The sequence below is a fragment of the Amycolatopsis sp. NBC_00355 genome, assembly GCF_036104975.1.
GTDB lineage: Bacteria > Actinomycetota > Actinomycetes > Mycobacteriales > Pseudonocardiaceae > Amycolatopsis.
Genome location: NZ_CP107982.1, coordinates 3,016,109 through 3,031,730, shown reverse-complemented (window position 1 = coordinate 3,031,730; position 15,622 = coordinate 3,016,109). Strand labels below are relative to the sequence as shown.

Annotated in this window: 14 protein-coding genes and 4 pseudogenes; 13 read left to right on the top strand and 5 right to left on the bottom strand. The window is 67.1% G+C overall.

The genetic code is table 11. The features are described 5' to 3' along the window. Positions 1 to 151 precede the first annotated feature (151 nt). The 3 pseudogenes from OHS18_RS12700 to OHS18_RS12690 form a co-directional block, all read left to right on the top strand. A pseudogene (locus OHS18_RS12700) lies at positions 152 to 590 on the top strand (helix-turn-helix domain-containing protein); the annotation flags it as partial. A gap of 85 nt (positions 591 to 675) precedes the next feature. Then, a pseudogene (locus OHS18_RS12695) lies at positions 676 to 872 on the top strand (helix-turn-helix domain-containing protein); the annotation flags it as partial. A gap of 77 nt (positions 873 to 949) precedes the next feature. Beyond that, positions 950 to 2,046: pseudogene (locus OHS18_RS12690) on the top strand (aldehyde dehydrogenase family protein); the annotation flags it as partial. 58 nt (positions 2,047 to 2,104) lie between these two features. Here OHS18_RS12690 and OHS18_RS12685 read toward each other — a convergent pair. After that, positions 2,105 to 2,602, bottom strand: coding sequence for a MarR family winged helix-turn-helix transcriptional regulator (locus OHS18_RS12685; RefSeq protein ID WP_328452782.1), 498 nt, complete (start codon positions 2,600 to 2,602; stop codon positions 2,105 to 2,107). An 89-nt stretch (positions 2,603 to 2,691) separates the two neighbouring features. Between OHS18_RS12685 and OHS18_RS12680 the strand changes: the two genes are divergently transcribed. The 4 genes from OHS18_RS12680 (at position 2,692) to OHS18_RS12660 (ending at position 6,660) form a co-directional block, all read left to right on the top strand. Then, positions 2,692 to 3,720 (top strand): amidohydrolase family protein, encoded by a 1,029-nt coding sequence (locus OHS18_RS12680; protein ID WP_328617107.1) that lies wholly within the window; start codon positions 2,692 to 2,694, stop codon positions 3,718 to 3,720. Between the two features lie 813 nt (positions 3,721 to 4,533). Then, a complete protein-coding gene (locus OHS18_RS12675) occupies positions 4,534 to 5,736 on the top strand; it encodes a cytochrome P450 (protein WP_328617106.1) in 1,203 nt (400 codons plus the stop codon). Positions 5,737 to 5,750: 14 nt separating this feature from the next. Beyond that, positions 5,751 to 6,362, top strand: a complete 612-nt coding sequence (locus tag OHS18_RS12670; protein ID WP_328617105.1) for a TetR/AcrR family transcriptional regulator — start codon at positions 5,751 to 5,753, stop codon at positions 6,360 to 6,362. A 145-nt stretch (positions 6,363 to 6,507) separates the two neighbouring features. Continuing rightward, positions 6,508 to 6,660: a hypothetical protein gene (locus OHS18_RS12660; protein WP_328618747.1), complete on the top strand. Its 153-nt coding sequence runs from the start codon at positions 6,508 to 6,510 to the stop codon at positions 6,658 to 6,660. A 52-nt stretch (positions 6,661 to 6,712) separates the two neighbouring features. Here OHS18_RS12660 and OHS18_RS12655 read toward each other — a convergent pair whose 3' ends face one another. Both OHS18_RS12655 and OHS18_RS12650 read right to left on the bottom strand, forming a co-directional pair. After that, a complete protein-coding gene (locus OHS18_RS12655) occupies positions 6,713 to 7,396 on the bottom strand; it encodes an SDR family NAD(P)-dependent oxidoreductase (protein ID WP_328617104.1) in 684 nt (227 codons plus the stop codon). Positions 7,397 to 7,516: 120 nt separating this feature from the next. Next, positions 7,517 to 8,170 (bottom strand): NAD(P)-dependent oxidoreductase, encoded by a 654-nt coding sequence (locus OHS18_RS12650; protein WP_328617103.1) that lies wholly within the window; start codon positions 8,168 to 8,170, stop codon positions 7,517 to 7,519. Positions 8,171 to 8,327: 157 nt separating this feature from the next. Here OHS18_RS12650 and OHS18_RS12645 point away from each other — a divergent pair, with 157 nt between their 5' ends. The 3 genes from OHS18_RS12645 (at position 8,328) to OHS18_RS12635 (ending at position 11,681) form a co-directional block, all read left to right on the top strand. Next, positions 8,328 to 9,008, top strand: coding sequence for a TetR/AcrR family transcriptional regulator (locus OHS18_RS12645; protein ID WP_328617102.1), 681 nt, complete (start codon positions 8,328 to 8,330; stop codon positions 9,006 to 9,008). Between the two features lie 904 nt (positions 9,009 to 9,912). Next, positions 9,913 to 10,209 carry a hypothetical protein gene (locus OHS18_RS12640; protein WP_328617101.1) on the top strand — a complete coding sequence of 99 codons (297 nt, stop codon included), beginning with the start codon at positions 9,913 to 9,915 and terminating at the stop codon, positions 10,207 to 10,209. Between the two features lie 926 nt (positions 10,210 to 11,135). Next, positions 11,136 to 11,681, top strand: a complete 546-nt coding sequence (locus OHS18_RS12635; RefSeq protein WP_328618746.1) for a hypothetical protein — start codon at positions 11,136 to 11,138, stop codon at positions 11,679 to 11,681. A gap of 22 nt (positions 11,682 to 11,703) precedes the next feature. On the opposite strand, the pseudogene OHS18_RS12630 reads toward OHS18_RS12635, so the two are convergent. Then, a pseudogene (locus OHS18_RS12630) lies at positions 11,704 to 11,901 on the bottom strand (GDP-mannose 4,6-dehydratase); the annotation flags it as partial. A gap of 307 nt (positions 11,902 to 12,208) precedes the next feature. After that, a complete protein-coding gene (locus tag OHS18_RS12625; protein WP_328617100.1) occupies positions 12,209 to 12,553 on the bottom strand; it encodes a hypothetical protein in 345 nt (114 codons plus the stop codon). A 684-nt stretch (positions 12,554 to 13,237) separates the two neighbouring features. On the opposite strand from OHS18_RS12625, the gene OHS18_RS12620 reads away from it, so the two are divergent. From OHS18_RS12620 to OHS18_RS12610, 3 genes are read left to right on the top strand one after another with little or no spacing between them, the layout of a single operon-like run. Beyond that, the gene (locus tag OHS18_RS12620) at positions 13,238 to 13,561 is read left to right on the top strand and encodes a hypothetical protein (protein WP_328617099.1); all 324 of its coding nucleotides are present in this window, start codon (positions 13,238 to 13,240) and stop codon (positions 13,559 to 13,561) included. Next, complete coding sequence (locus OHS18_RS12615) at positions 13,524 to 14,738, top strand: putative T7SS-secreted protein (RefSeq protein WP_328617098.1); 1,215 nt, start codon at positions 13,524 to 13,526, stop codon at positions 14,736 to 14,738. Before OHS18_RS12620 ends, OHS18_RS12615 begins: the two co-directional genes overlap by 38 nt. Continuing rightward, positions 14,735 to 15,124, top strand: a complete 390-nt coding sequence (locus OHS18_RS12610) for a hypothetical protein (protein WP_328617097.1) — start codon at positions 14,735 to 14,737, stop codon at positions 15,122 to 15,124. Before OHS18_RS12615 ends, OHS18_RS12610 begins: the two co-directional genes overlap by 4 nt. Positions 15,125 to 15,622: the final 498 nt, after the last annotated feature.

Below are 15,622 nucleotides of genomic sequence, written 5' to 3'. Positions count from 1 at the left end.
GCCCTGAGGTCGGCAGCCTGCTGTTCCCGCGGAGCAGATGCACTTGATGGACCGTGAGACCTACGAGCGCGACCAGATCGGTCCGCTCCTAAGGGATGTCTCGTAACCCGGTGCCGGACTGGCGGGGCCGGTAGTCGATCATGTTGGTGTGGTGCAGGTGATCACAGCGTCGCGGCCGGAGTGGATTGCCCTGTTCACCGGGCTGGAGCCGGGCCAGTTCCGCAAGCTGGTGCGGCTGGTCGCGAAGCGAGGCGGGGGACGAGATCGCGGACGGCCGGCCGGGCCGGCAGTGGGCGTTGCCGCTGGCAGACCGGGTGTTGCTGGTCGCGACGTACTGGCGGACGAATCTGACGATGCGACAGATCGGGCCGTTGTTCGGGGTGTCGCATTCGGCGGCGCATCGGGGTATCGACACGATCGGTCCGCTGCGGGCGCTGGCCCCGGTCCGGAAACGCCGGGTGGATGCGGTCGCGATCGTGGACGGCACCCTGGTTCCGACCCGGGATCATCGGCTGGCGACCCCGTCGAAGAACTACCGGTACTCGACCAACGTGCAGGTCGCGATCGACGCCGAAACCCGGCTGGTCATCCTGTCGTGTAGTCGCGAGACCTCGTCGACTAAATATCCATGTCGGTGGCGAGGAGCCCCCACGGCGGCCGCTGACGCCTGGACCGATCGGCCGACCGGAACTCATCGAGAGCCGCCGCCGGTTTGTCGTGCGCTGCCAGAGCCGCCCGATCGCCCACGTCGCCGCCGAGATGGACATCTCCCGCCAATGCGCATCCAAGTGGATCAACCGCCGGCGTCGCCACGGCGCCGCCGGCCTCTCGACCACCCGATCGCCCCGCACCACCAGCCCACCACGCCCCCGCCGACTTGGCGACCCGGATCGAGCAGTTGCTGTCCTACCTGCCCGCTGACCGGTACGAGGCACTGCTGACCGCAGCCGGCTTCTTCGCCGGCGCCGCGCGCCTGCTGGAGGGCCGCTCGGCCGGTGAGTACATGGCGAGCATGACCTCCATCGTCCGGCGTGAGCCCGTCGGGGTCTGCGCGCAGGTCGCACCGTGGAACTACCCGATGCTGATGGCGGTCTGGAAGTTCGCCCCGGCGCTGGCCGCGGGGAACACCGTGGTCTTGAAGCCGTCGGACACCACCCCGGCCTCCACCCTGCTGATGGCCGAGATCGCCGGGTCGATCCTGCCCAAGGGCGTTTTCAACGTCGTCTGCGGTGACCGCGACACCGGCCGCCTGATGGTCGAACACCCCACTCCGGCGATGGCCTCGATCACCGGCTCCGTACGAGCCGGCAGGCAGGTCGCCGAATCCGCGGCCAGGGACGTCAACCGCGTCCACCTTGAGCTGGGCGGCAAGGCGCCGGTCGTCGTCTTCGCCGACGCCGACCTCGCCCAGGCCGTCGAGGGCATCTCGATGGCGGGTTCTTCAACGCCGGTCAGGACTGCACGGCCGCGACCCGCGTCCTCGTCCAGGAATCGGTCCACGACGAGTTCGTCACGGCGCTGGTGAGGGGCGCCACCGCCACGAAGACGGGCCGCCCCGACGACCCCGACGTGCTGTACGGACCGCTCAACAACGCCGGCCAGCTCAGGCAAGTCTCCGGCTTCATCGAACGCCTGCCCGCCCACGCCAAGATCGAAGCAGGCGGCCACCGCGTCGGCGACAAAGGCTACTTCTACGCCCCCACCGTCGTTTCCGGCCTCGAGCAGGACGACGAAATCATCCAGAACGAGGTGTTCGGCCCGGTCATCTCACCGTCCAGCCCTTCCGCGACGAGGCACAAGCACTGGACTACGCCAACGACGTCGACTACGCCCTGGCCTCGTCGGTGTGGACCAAGGACCACGCCCGCGCGATGCGCATGTCCAAGAAACTGGACTTCGGCTGTGTGGATCAACACCCACATTCCGCTGGTCGCCGAGATGCCCCACGGCGGCTTCAAGCAGTCCGGCTACGGCAAGGATCTATCCGCGTACGGCTTCGAGGACTACACCCGCATCAAACACATCATGACGTCATTGGACGTGTGACGCTGCATCGCCTCGCGGCTGCGTGCCGCCCGCGGATCGTCGGAGTAGCTCACGTCATTCATTCTACGAGACGTTGTGTCTCAATGGTGCCGGATCGGTTGATCTCTTCGACGACAGCGGAAAGCCTGCGCAGAAAGGAGACCAGCTGTTTCCGTTCGCGTGGGCTGAAGGCGGCAAGCGCGCGAGTTTGCCGGGCGCGGCGCTGGGCCAGCATCCGGCGCAGGCGTGTGCGGCCGTCGCGGGTGAGGCTCACCAGCACCTTGCGCTCGTCCTCCAGCGAACGTTCGCGCACCACGACTCCGGCGGCCTCGAGCTGCTTGAGCATGCGCGTCGCGGTGGGGATGGTGACGTCTGCGGCCGTCGCGAGCCTGCCAACCGGTTGCTCGGCCTCGTCGATGAGCGGCTCCAGCAGCGTCAGCTGTGGCAACGTCAGTCCCGCGTCCCTGTCCGCACCCGCCGATCGCGCCTTGCGCGCGACGAAGAACAGGTGCTCGGCGGCCTGAATGATTTCCTTGGCCTCGGCGAAGCTGGGCGGCGAGTTGCCGATCTTTTCCACGAGCAGTACTCTAGCATAGTAGTAACTAGCAAGCTAACTATTTTGGACACAACGAATCGCATTGATGAGGACAGTCGGAGGTTGGCGACATGCCAGGCAAGATCGATGTTCACCAGCACCTGCTTCCGCCCCGCTACTTCGAGGCGCTGGCGGCGGCGGGAGATCGGGCGACAGGGGATTCGCAGGCTGTGGCTGGCGGGACGGCGCAGTGGAATCCGTGGGATGCGAGCGGCGGGACGGCGGCGCGGCAGGGTTCGCGAACCGTTGGTGGCTGGCTGATGCCGGAGTGGGATCCCCGGGGGGCGATCGCGATGATGGACGAGGCGGGAATCGAAACGGGCATACTGTCGATCAGCGCACCGGGCGTCCACTTCGGTGACGACGCCGCGGCCCGCGAACTCTCCCGCGAGCTGAACGACTACCAGGCCGAGCTGGTCAAGGAACAACCGGACCGCTTCGGGCATTTCGCCGTGCTGCCGCTGCCGGACTTCGACGGCGCGGTCGCCGAAGCCGTGCGGGCACTCGACGAGCTTCACGCCGACGGTGTGCTCCTGTTGTCGAACGCGCACGGGCGTTACCTCGGCGATCCCGCGTACGAGCCACTGTGGACAGAGCTCGCCGCGCGCTCGGCCGTGGTTTTCGTGCATCCCACCGCACCGCCGATCCAGCAGTTGCCGGGAATGCCCACTGCACTGCTGGACTTCCCGTTCGACACCACGCGCACCGCCGTGGACCTCGTCGCGCACGGGGTGTTCGACCGGCATCCGGACCTGCGCGTGATCCTTTCGCACGCCGGCGGTTTCCTGCCCTACGCCGCGAGCCGATTCAGCGCCGCCGCGATGTTCAACCCCGGCACCACGCCGGAGAGTATCCAAGCGGGCCTGCGCAAGTTCTACTTCGACACGGCCTTGTCCGCGACACCCACCTCGCTGCCGTCACTTCTGGCGTTCGCGGAGCCGGGCCACGTCCTCTACGGCAGCGATTTCCCCTACGCACACCCGGAATGGCGCGCCCGCTTCGACCACTGCCTGGCCACCTACGACGGCCCCGGCGCGGAGCGGCTGGGCGAGGTACACCGCTCCGCCGCCGAGAAACTCTTTCCCCGCTTGGCAAAATAGGGCGAAAGCGCCTGCGAGGACTCGCCGAAAGGAGGGTGATCGCACGATCAGCGGCATGTGCGGGCGTTCGGCATCGGGGTTCGCTGAGAGCTGGATGGGTTGCCGACGGACCGTGCGGCCGGACACGATCTGTCCCATGGTTGCATCAGTGTCGGTGTTGTCCGACATCCATGGCGTTCTCCCGGCCCTGGAGACTGTGTTGAACGATCCCGACGTGGCCGGTGCCGAGCGAATCGTGCTCACCGGCGACATCGCGGCCGGCCACAACCGGCGGCGGTGCTCGACCGGCTACTCGACCTCGGCGATCGCGTCACCTGGGTACGCGGCAACGCCGACCGGGAACTGGTCACCCTCGCGCGCGGCGGCACCACGGCATCCCCGACCCCATCGCCCCATGGGCGGCGACGCAGCTCAGCCACGACCACATCGACTGGCTCGCCCGGCTACCGCACCCGGTGACCATGGCTCTCGACGGATTCGGCGATGCCGTGTTCTGTCACGGAACACCCCGTGACGACAACGAAGTCGTCCTCGTCGACACGCGCCTGGACCGCTGGGCCGAGGTACTCGCTGGTCTGCCCGACCAGACACGACCGTCGTTCGCGGACCCACGCATATGCCCTTCCAACGTCTCGCGCACGGGCGCTAGATCATCAACCCCGGCAGCGTCGGCATGCCCTACGGCTGCCAAGGCGCGCACTGGGCACTGCTCGCAGATGTGCGACTCTGGCCGAACGCTAACCGATAGGCGCCTATCGTTTCGGTGGTATCGTCGTCACCATCCGATGTGGTCGACGACAAGACGGGTGGAAAATGACCGAAGCGCCTGAGTTGCCCTTGCACATGCGGCGACACCGGTTCGATCCGATTGAGGAGCTCGCCGAGGTTCGGGAGGGGGACGGCCTTACCCGCGTCATGACCCCGTTCGGCACGTCCGCGTACCTCGTGACCCGGTACGACGACGTCCGTGAGGTGCTGGCGGACTCGACGCGGTTCAGCAACGCGGCCACACGGCAGGTCCGCCCGCCCGGCGTGTCCGACGTCAGTGACGAAGAGCTGGAGGAGCTGCGAGCCGGGCAGATGCTCGCCTTCGATCCTCCCGACCACACCAGGCTGCGCAAGATGCTGACCTCGGAGTTCACCGTCAAGCGAATGCGGCGGCTGGAGCCGCGGATCGTCGAGATCGTCGATGCGGCCTTGGACGACCTCGAACACGTGGGCAAACCGGGCGACCTCGTGTCGACCTTCGCGCTGCCGGTGCCGTCTCTGGTCATCTGCGAGCTGCTCGGTGTGCCCTACTCCGACCGAGCGGAGTTCCAGCACCGCACCGGCCGCTCGCTCGATGCGTCCCTGCCGGTGGAGCAGCGGATGAAGGTGCAACGGGAAAGCCGCGAGTACATGGCCGGGCTCGTCGCGCAGGCCCAGGCGGAGCCGGGCGACGACATGCTCGGCATGCTGGTGCGCAAGCACGGGGACGACCTGAGCACCGCCGAGCTGATCGGCATCGCGTCGCTGCTGCTGGTGGCCGGCCACGAGACGACATCGAACATGCTCGGCCTCGGCACTCTCGCTCTGCTGCGCCACCCCGACCAGCTGGCGATCATGCGCGACGACCCGGCCGCGGTCGAGCCCGCGGTGGAGGAATTGCTGCGCTGGCTGTCGATCGTCCACTCCGGGGTGCCCCGCACGACGACGGCCGAGGTGAAGATCGCCGGGCACACCATCCCCGCCGGCGAGCAGCTGGTACTGGCTCTCCCGGCGGCCAACCGGGATCCGGCGCTCGCCGAGCACCCCGAGCGCCTCGACATCACCCGGGAAGCCGCTCGCCACGTCGCGTTCGGGCACGGCGTGCACCACTGCCTCGGCGCGCCGCTCGCGCGGATGGAAATGAAGGTCGCGTTCCCTGCGCTGCTGCGGCGCTTCCCGGACCTCGCACTCGCCGTGCCCTACGAGGAGATCGAGTTCCGCGCCTTCCACGTCGTCTACGGACTGCACGCGCTTCCCGTCACCTGGTGAGTTAGCGTGCGGGAATGACGGCAGCGCGCGGACAGGGTTTGCGGGGCGACGCGGTGCGCAACCACGAGCGCATCGTCGTCGCGGCCGGCCGGGCCTTCGAGGAGGACGGGCCGGCCGCGACGCTCGAGGACGTCGCGAAGCGCGCGGGGGTCGGTGTCGCGACGGTGTACCGACGCTTCCGCAACCGCGATCAGCTGGTGCGCGCCGTCTTCGAACACATCCTGACCATCGTGATCGAACCGATCACGATGGTGGAATCCGATGATCCGTGGTGCGATCTGACCGAGGCTCTTGAAGCCACGGTCGAGCTGGTCGCCCGAAACCAGGTGGCGCTGGCGTTGGCGCGGGAGATCGACGCCATCGACGTCAACGGCCTCCAACGCTACGTCAAGGCCGCCGACCGTCTGGTGGGCCGGGCGATCGACGCCGGTGTGGTGCGCCCGGACCTGATGGGCCGCGACCTGGCGGCGGTGATCGTGATGGCCCTGGCCACCGCGCACCCGGGCGATCCGGAAGGCGCGGACCGTAAGCGGTACCTCGCTCTGCTGATCGACGGCCTCCGTCCCGCGCCGGCCGACCTGCCACCACCGTCGACGAGCCCGATCCTGCCCGACTCGTCCTCATGAACGTCGGCGGCCGTCAGCGTTTCGCCAGCTCGGGCGGATCTGGGAGAGCACCTTGGTGCCGAGGAGCTCGGTGTCGGCCACACCTGGGTGCGCGGCCACGGCGATCGTCGAGCCGTGTCGCATGAGCCGGCGCTGTAGTTCGTAGGTGAACAGCAGGTTCGCCAGCTTGGGCTGGGACGCGGTGCGGGGCGACGCCAGCGGCAAGGGCGGGGCGCAGGTCGGCGTCGGGATCCAGTCCGGTGCGTCGGGCGGCGAGAACTCCGCGTCCGGGCGGATGTGGTCGCCGCCGGCCGCATGATGAGGCTGGCGCGCTGCGCCCCGCCAAGGGCGTAAGGCTCAACCATGTGTGTTCAGGATGCGGGTTGGTCACTGGGGAAGAAGACCTTCTCGACCTGGTCGTGGTGGGTGTGCAGCTCCCAGTACAGCGGCGCGACCTCTTCCGGTGCGGTGGCGCCCGGCTGGCGGCCGATCCACGCGCCGATCGCTATGTGGCCGACCTGTACTCCTCGGGGAGCGGCGGCGGCGTGCAGACCGTGGGCCCAGTTGCGCAGCCACGCCGCGGCAGGGGCGACGTTGCCGAACATGTCGTGACCGAGCTCCGGGCGCACGGACGAGGCACCGGTGGTGAACAGGATCGTGCCCGAGCCTCGGGCGAGCATCTCCGGAAGCACCTGGTTGACCGCCGCCACGGCGCCGTGCACGTAGAAGTCGAGCTGGATCTGCACATTGTAATGAGTCAGCTCGGTGGAGGAAGCCGCCGGCAGCGCCGGGTTGGCCGGCGAGTACTCCAAGACGTCGATCGGCCCGAATCGCTGCTTGACCGCCGCGAGGCCGGAGACGATCGATGGCCGGTCGAGTACGTCCGCGGCGAAGGCCGCCGCTTCGATGCCCTGGTCGGTCAGTTCGGCCACGACCGGGTCCAGCTTGGCCGGAGTACGCGACAGCAGCGCGACCTGGTGGCCTTCCTTGCCGAAGGTCTGGGCGATGGCGAGCCCCATTCCGGGACCGGCACCCATGATGGCGATGGTAGGCATGACTTCTCCTTCGATGAGAACAGCGTTGTCGACAGCGGGATTCCGCGTGCCGCTCGAGCTGGTGAGGCGGAAGAGGGGCCGCCGCGTACAACTGCGCGGCGGCGGAGTGCAGGGCCGGTGTCAGTTGCTGATCCGCAGCTCCTGCTGCGCGTATCGCGGGTCATCGGCCTGAGTGAGCATGAACTCCGCGAGGTCGGCCCGGGAGATGCGTGAGCCGACCCGGTCCCCGGATCTGGTCGCGGTGCGCACCTTGACACTTCCCGATCCGGGCGTGTCGTTGGGCGCGGTGACGGCCACGATGGTCCAGTCGCGATCCGAGCCGCGAATGGCCTCGCCCGCCGCGGCCGACTCGTTGACCATGGGGCGGGTGGCGGGCAGCAGCCTGAACAGGGCGAAGCTCGCGCCGCGCACCGCGCGCAGCAGGGGGTTGCGGGGAATCAAGATGCTCGGCCCCCAGCTGTAGACGAGCCTGCGGACGCCGTGCGTGCGCATCGCAGCCAGGATGGTGCCCGTTCCCGACGCGAGGGGCAGGTCCCGGAGCCCGCCGAAGATCTTGGGGCTCAGGACGGCGAGGACGGCGTCGGCGCCGCGGACGGCGTCCTCCACGGCCACCTCGTCGGTCAGTTCGCCCTGCGTGATCCGCAGCCGTTCGTGGCACAGGGTGAGCTTCGCCGGATTTCGGATCAACGCCACCACGTCGTGTCCCGCGGCGAGCGCCTGCTCGACCAGGTGCGTGCCAGTGCGCCCGCTGGCGCCCAAGATGGTCAGTTTCATCAAGTCTCCCGAACCGGGTCCGAGCCGAATCGCCGCACAGTCGCACAGTCGCACAGCCGCACAGCCGCACAACCGCACAACACGAGGGGTGCCTCACCTTTCGGCGTCAGCGTAACACGGAAGTCGAGGTACCCCTCACGTTGGTAGGCTGTGGAGCATGCCCCCTGAACGCGCACCAGCCGCGACCACGGCCTCCGCGCCCGCCCGGCCGCTGCGTCGGGACGCCCAGCGCAACCGCGACTCGCTGCTGGCCGCAGCCCGGGCCATGCTCGCCGAGCACGGGATGCAGGCGTCGCTGGAGCAGGTCGCCAAGCGCGCCGGGGTGGCCATCGGCACGCTCTACAAACACTTCCCCACCCGGCTCGACCTGGTGCAGGAGGTCTTCGCCGGCAAGCTCGCGATCTGGGTCGCTGCCGCCGAGCAGGCCCTGAGCATGGACGACGCCTGGGAAGGGCTGTGCCTGTTCCTGGAAACCATGTGCGAACTCCAGGCCCGCGACCGGGGCTTCAACGACTTCGCCTCGATCCGGCTGCCGGAGAACGCCTGCCTGGCCGGCCAGCAGACCCGGATCCATGACCTCGGCGTGCGCATCGTCGAACGGGCGCAAGAGCAGGGCAGCCTACGACCCGACCTGGCGCCCGAGGACCTCGCCTTCATCATCTGGTCCCACAGCCGGATCATCGAGGCGACCGACGGGATCGCCCCGCACGCCTGGCGCCGCCACCTGCACCTGATGCTCGACGGCTTCCGCGCCGACCGCGCCCACCCACTCCCCGAACCGCCCCTGACCGCCCAACAGCTCTACCGCGCCATGCTCCGCCTCGGCGGCGCCGACTGACTACCCGGACCTCCGAGCTGATCACCGTCATGCCCGACGAGCGCGTTCCCCATGTCGACCTTCCGGCCACCACCAACGCGCAGCCTTTGCCCCCGCCCGCCTACCTCCTTTAACCGGCACGTTCCGGCCATGCTGCGATCCACCGCGCCTCGGTAGGAGCCCTGCTCAGCCATAACACCATGCGAGCGACCGTGGGGAGCGACGACGGGACCGCGACATCGGTGGCCTCCGGTCGTAGTTGAACACCCGCCACGCCAACGGATCCACGACCGAGCGCAACTGTCGGTCGACCCGCTCACAGACATCCGCCTCCAGCTCCCACATCTCAGGGTTGGCCGATCGGCGGACCTCGGCTCGAGCGCATCCACCGGCACTGCTTTGCGCTGCCGAAGCAGACTCTCGACGCGCCGACACGCCGCCCGATGTTCCTGAACGGCCAACACCCTGAAGCCCAACAAGATCAAGTCTAAGCTGCGCACCCTGCTGCCGGTAATTTCCATCGCGGCAGACGTGGGGGCAGTTATCTTCTATCTCCTCGGTATAACACCGCTGGGCGACAAACCTAAGGCTCTGATCGGCTTGGGAGTGATCGGCATACTCGTGTCAATCCCTTACCTGTTTGCCCTTACCTGTTTGTGGCGCCAAAGAAGGTCTCCAAGCTGCTCAGTATCATAGCTCTCAGCTCCGGGCTGGTTTTGATCTGTTTCGGCATTGTTGCTCAGATCTCGACCGCGCCGACCGGCGCGCAATCGCCAACTGAGTCGCCGTCCCCCGCCCCGTTAACGCCTGGTGGGGGAGGTGAGCATATCACTAAGTCGACCGAAGGTGCGCTTGTCAGTAAGTGTGTTCGAGTCGAGGGGTTGGCAAGCCTGCATCAGGGTACCAATTCCGAATTGGAGTTCTTGTGGACCCGGAGAGAATCTGGGTCACCAGGAAGACTAATCTGACCGCGGCCCCGGGTTCTGAGTGGTACGCTTGGGCGCTGTACGTTGGCAGCGATGACGACTTCGGCGCCGAGTTCTCCGTCCGCATTTATGAGGTTCCCGAGAGTCGCCTTGCTCAGTATGACGAGAAGAGCTTCAGGGAAGCGCCGCACAGCGAGAAGACACTCGAGAGTGACGGCTTGCGCCTGGTGCATTCGGTGCAGGTCAAGCGCAAGGACATCAGGGACAACTCGTGCTCAAGCCCGGACGGGAAGTGACGATTCGTTGACTTCGATGTATTCGGTCGAGCCCGGTCACGACGGCGATGTCTACCCTGTCAAGGACACCGTGTCGCGATCATGTGCTGGCGCCCTGATCCCGCGGAGCACCGTTGTGGGGCAGGCTGCTCAGTGCTGGCCAGGGCATGCGGGACATCAACGGCTCGGGGGAGGATGTTGTCGCCGAGCCGGAAGGTGCTGTCCCTGATCAAGGTGGTGACGTCACCGCCGGGCGCCTCGGCCATCGAGACCCAGGGCAGGGGGGCGGGTCGCCGTCGACCTGTATAACGGCCTTCACACGGCGGCAGTGGGTCGGCGCCGGGAAGGCGGCGGTGCCGGAGCTCTTTTGTCCCGAGAATCGCGGGGTAGGGGATCGACGCTACGCCCGCGAAGGAACCCGCCGCCTTCGCGTTCTGCGCAGGGCCGGGCTTCTGTTGTCTGCCGCCGGCCGCCGGCGCCTCAGATGGCTGGGCTTCTCGATCAAGGATTTCATGGAGTCTGCTCGTCGACATATGCAGCGGTGAAACCGCTGCGGGGGCGGTCGGTGAACCAGAACGCACGAAGTTGTCGGTCCAGGCGCGTTGTAGCAGCCGATCTTGTGCGGTGGACACCGACGTCAGTCGGGTCGCTGCTCCAGGCACGCAGCGTGTGGTGGGGAGAATCGGGCCAGTGACTCCTGCAGTCGATGCCCAGAGCGAGGCCGGCCGTCTGGAGCGGGGGCAACGGTCAGGCATCAACAAGATGGACGACACGACCGGTGCTCTGGTGGTCACGACAGACGGTCGGACCGGCCTCGAAGGCCGAACGCGGCAGGTCACAGGTCCGTGCGGCCACGCCGCAGGCACTGACGTCAGCTCGGTTAACCTGCGTGTCGGTCGTGGCGTCGACTGTCAGCGGCCGCGGGCACGGAGGGAGGGGGAGAGTACGTGACGGCGGACGTGCAGCTGCGGGCTTTGGACCGCGTAGAAGTCCCTGGTGAAGACGCAGGCGAGGGGCTGTGGCCTCGACCTCGCACCCAGTGCGTCGCCGACCTGGACCACGCTAGTGTTCTGCTGCCGCAGCGCCCGCAGTCGCGCCCACAGCCGTGGCTGGCCGCCAGCGGACCGGGCACACGCGGTGGTGGCTGGGATCCGTGGAAGTTCGACAGCCATCGAGCCGGGCGCATGCGCACGGAGGACCTGTGTCAGCTGTGCGGAACGCCGCGGACGGACATCGTGTACGTGCTGACACCTGTCGATCAGGTCAGCACGATGGTGGAGATGTACGGCGGTGCCGTCTGCTCACTGCGCTGCGCGCGGCTAACCGCCGCGGTGTGCCCGCACTACACCACCGCGGGCTCACCGATCGCGATCTACGCCGTTCCTCGGCACGAACGAGTGGACTTGGTCGGCTGCGACCTGGACAACGACGACGAATACGACATTGCTGGCCTTGACCCCGTATGCGTGCTGACGGTCGCGCAAACCCCATGACGGACCTGCCAAGGCGGTCTGTTGCCGCTCTGTTGGTGCTCCAGCTGAACCCGACGTCGGGCAGCGATCGATCGACGTGCGATTCCGCGGCCAGGTGCACCACCCAGTCGTGTCCGGGCAGGACGGCGGACACGACTGGGCGGTCGCGAATGTCGCCATGGATGAACCGCAGCTTGCCCGAGGTGGCGGCGTCGCCGGCGTAGGTCAGCGCGTCGAGCACGGTTCCTGACGCGGTACCTCCGCGGCTTCATGCGGGGCATGGCGACTGGACTGGCCGAACACGCCGCCGCGGGCCGGGCGAGGCGCTAGGCCTCAGGAGGACCGCCAGACCTTCACCGGTCCGGACGAACCAGTGTTGCCCGCGACGAGGACCGTGCCGTCGTTCGAGAACACTCTAAGGCTCTCGGTGTCACCGAAGCCGTTCTCCCGGACGGGAACCCGTTCCCAATGCGCGCCGTCCTGGGACAGCCACACACCGCCGCCGTCCGCTGACGAGCCGGTGGCGATGAACCAGCCGCGCCACGCCGTCAGCCGGCGAACCCGAGCACGGTCCGCACTTGTTGCAGCTTCTTCGCACCGCCGATCGTGCTGCTTCGCGCGATCAACAGGTGCACGTACAGCAGTTCAGCCGCCAGCTGCACCGCGCCCGGAGGCGCGGCCGTCAGTTGACCGCGCAGCTTGCTGAGGAAGGTGCCTTCCCCGAGGTCTGGTTGTTGGACGAAGTCCCGGACCAGGACCTCGATGTTCCCTAGTGTGGAGACCCGGTTGTCGTTGAACAGTCCCAGGTCATCGAGGAGACAGCGGTCTCGCCACAGCGCGACCGCCGCGTAGACCGGTTGGGCCGAGGGGCACGGGATCCGTGTGCGGGTCATGGGTGCATGACATCAGATCACGCGCGGCTGCGAAACACTGGTGGTGTCGCCCACCCGTTCTGTATAACGACATACATGACGTGACAGCGTTTTGATCTCTGCGTCCCAGCGCACTTGGTCGTGCGGAAATCGTTCACCGTCACTGCTTGGGCAGTTAGAACGGTCTTGAACTCGGGGCGGGGCACGCGTCATTGCTGCCAGTCGAGGGTGAATCTCAGATCTGTCATACGTTCGGGTGTCGGCTGGTGCAGCACAGGAGTGCGCCTTTAGGCGATGCGACTTCTACCGCGGACTCGGTGCGACCGTAACGTTTCCTCTGCCTTGGCCGACTGTCTTCAACAGGAAACGATGTTGATCGGCAAGGTGACCGACTGGAGTAGTGACACGGGCGCGTAGTAGACGCGACGGCGACTATGTGAACTGTGGGTGGTTGGTGCGACAAGCTGGCCGTCCGAGCAGCCAGCGGCCTGTCTGCTTCATCGTCGCTGCCCCCTGCAACCCTTCTGAGCGCAGAAGTGCGATGGATTGATCCGCTCGCACCGGCCAAGTCGTTCGGTGCTGCAGAGCTGTTGTGCGCTGCAGATATTGATGACAAAAACTGGACAATCACGAGACTGGCAAAACGAAGAGGCGACCGCATTCGTTGGCTGGCCGACCGCCGTTCGTCATGAGGAGCGCACGTAGGTGTTGGATGGCCCAGGATTTCACGTCGATGTCGACGCGGTCGACGAAGCCGCCCGTGGAGTACGGGAGAGCGTGCAGGACCAGCACCAGTTCGAGCTGCGGAACTTATGTGGCGACGCCGGAGTCTACGGCCATAACGGCCTGCATGACGCGCTGATGGACTACTGCGGCCGGTGGAGCGGCGGCCTGGATACCCTCACCGACGACGCTGGCGCGATCGGCGACGCCTTGACCAAGGCCGTGGAGGCCTACCGGGTCATCGACGAAAACGCCGCTCGTGCCCTGAGTGGCGACCCCGGTGCCGGAGCCGTCGACGGTGACTGATCTCGGCAAGACCCGCGATCCAACCGCGCTGATTCCCGGCAAACCGGAAGCCGTGGAGGAGAACGCGCGAGTACTCCGTGCGCGAGCCGACCGAGCGAACTGGGCCGCAGAAGGACTGCAGGCCATTGACACGGGATCTTGGGAAGGCCCCGCCGCGCGCGCGTTCCACGACAAGTTCTCCTACGAACCCGGGAAATGGTTCGCGGCAGGCGATGCGCTGGAGTCCGGCGCGAGCGTGTTGGAGGATTACGGCAGCACTTTGCGGTGGGCGCAAGCCCAGGCCCAGGAGGCAATCCATCTGTGGGACCAAGGCGACAGCGCCACCCAAGAGGCGCGGGCTGGTCATGACACGGTTGTAGCCCAGGCTGCGGCCGCCAACCAGCCGGCACCGCCGTTCACCGACCCGGGCGAGAGCAGCCGCGACTCAGCCCAAGACATCCTCAGCCGCGCTCGGGTTCAGCTCGCCGAAGTGGGTGATCGTGCGGCAGAGACGCTACGTGCGCAGACCGCAGCGGCACCGGAGTCATCCAGCTGGCTGGACGACCTCGGGCACTTCGCCGCCGACGTCGGCGCCCACCTGCTCAACGGCCTGGCTTCCTTCGGCTCGGCCATTCTCCATCATCCCGGTGATCTCATCGAGGCCGCAGCGGGCATCGGACTCACCATCGTCAGCTCGGCTGGAGAAGGATTCGGCATTGTGCTCGACGCGACCGGTGTCGGCGCTGTCGTGGGTGTTCCGGTCAACGCCGTCTCTGCGGCGGGCATGGCTGCCGGCGCTGGCCTGGCGGCACAGGGCCTCGCCAAGATGGCGGTGAATGCCGCAGGTGAGGATCATGTAGAGCCGTTCAGGGCCGGCCGCGGGGGCGACGGAGACGGCGCGACAAGCGGTTCGAGCGGCGGCGGGAAGCCGGTCGGGCAGCATGAGCTGTCGCCGAGTCAGCAGGCCAACCTCGGCCGCTACGAGAAGAAGCTTCCGGCGGGAGCGGAGACCACGAAGATCACCCAGCTCGAAGACGGGGCGATCCAGTTCGAAAGTCGAGTTCCCGGCCGGGTGCCTGGCTCGTCGGCCACCTACACGAAGGTGGTCGCCGAGGACGGCTCGACGGTCGGGTACACGAAAACAACTAGACTGCCCGATGGCTCCATTGCCCACATCAAGGACAAGATGCCGAGATGAATGAGCACGCCTCGCCCGAGGAACAGCGAGTGGACGCGCTCCGCGACCTGGTGCAGTGCCGGAGGCCCGTCCGAGATGCGGTCGCCGTACTCGCTGGGTACAAGTGGGACAGCGACGTCGAACTGGTCAACCTGACTCGTGCTGACGCAACACGCGTACTTCGGGGCTACCTGTCCGGCGCGCTGACCGCTGAGGAAGCACAGCGTTGGGCGGAAGCGCTCGAGGTGCGTGACGATGTCGGTCGCGAGCAGGGCTTCGAAGACGAGTTGACCGAGTTTGTCTTCGAGATGGCAACCCCGGAGGTTGCCGGCACCCTCACGTCGCAGCGAGCCGAGCAGTGGCTCAACGCCTTCGGCAGGAATACTGCAGAAGACTGCCGCAGTTGATCCGTCGAGGGCCGGGCAGTACTGCGCGGCGCCCCTCGGGCCAGCTCGGCTTGCTCCGCGGGTCGAGCCTGCGGAATCGCCCAGATTGCCTCGCAAGTCTGCAGTGATCGGACCCGTGACAGAGTGCGACGCGATTTGGGTGCAGGTGTCGGGTCTAGAGGGCTGTGAGTCCACCGCGACGGACTTGATAACGCAGACGTGCTCACTGTGCGTGACTGGGCATCGATAATAGCCCTTATGTAAGTCTGCGTTCGGGTTGCCGCCTACCGGGCGAGCCTGTGTCGCTGCGCAGTAGCGGATGATCGTGACCCCAGGTCGGGGTGACCACGCACCTGTGCCTGCTGCCTGCCTGGTTCCAACTGAGCCGCTCCTGGCCTCGCGGGATACCTTAGCCCGTCCGAGTGAACTTGAGCTTTCAATTTCTCACCCTAGGTAACGACGATGAGTCAGTCGCTCACAGCGACCACCAGCGAAAATGATCGCAGGCGGAGCTGGTTG

Excerpts from the sequence above, each read along its gene's own strand:
- OHS18_RS12675 (WP_328617106.1), top strand. The coding sequence starts at position 4,534 with ATGACCGAAGCGCCTGAGTTGCCCTTGCACATGCGGCGACACCGGTTC.
- OHS18_RS12625 (WP_328617100.1), bottom strand. The coding sequence starts at position 12,553 with ATGACCCGCACACGGATCCCGTGCCCCTCGGCCCAACCGGTCTACGCG.
- OHS18_RS12650 (WP_328617103.1), bottom strand. The coding sequence starts at position 8,170 with ATGAAACTGACCATCTTGGGCGCCAGCGGGCGCACTGGCACGCACCTG.
- OHS18_RS12645 (WP_328617102.1), top strand. The coding sequence starts at position 8,328 with ATGCCCCCTGAACGCGCACCAGCCGCGACCACGGCCTCCGCGCCCGCC.
- OHS18_RS12655 (WP_328617104.1), bottom strand. The coding sequence starts at position 7,396 with ATGCCTACCATCGCCATCATGGGTGCCGGTCCCGGAATGGGGCTCGCC.
- OHS18_RS12680 (WP_328617107.1), top strand. The coding sequence starts at position 2,692 with ATGCCAGGCAAGATCGATGTTCACCAGCACCTGCTTCCGCCCCGCTAC.
- OHS18_RS12610 (WP_328617097.1), top strand. The coding sequence starts at position 14,735 with ATGAATGAGCACGCCTCGCCCGAGGAACAGCGAGTGGACGCGCTCCGC.
- OHS18_RS12670 (WP_328617105.1), top strand. The coding sequence starts at position 5,751 with ATGACGGCAGCGCGCGGACAGGGTTTGCGGGGCGACGCGGTGCGCAAC.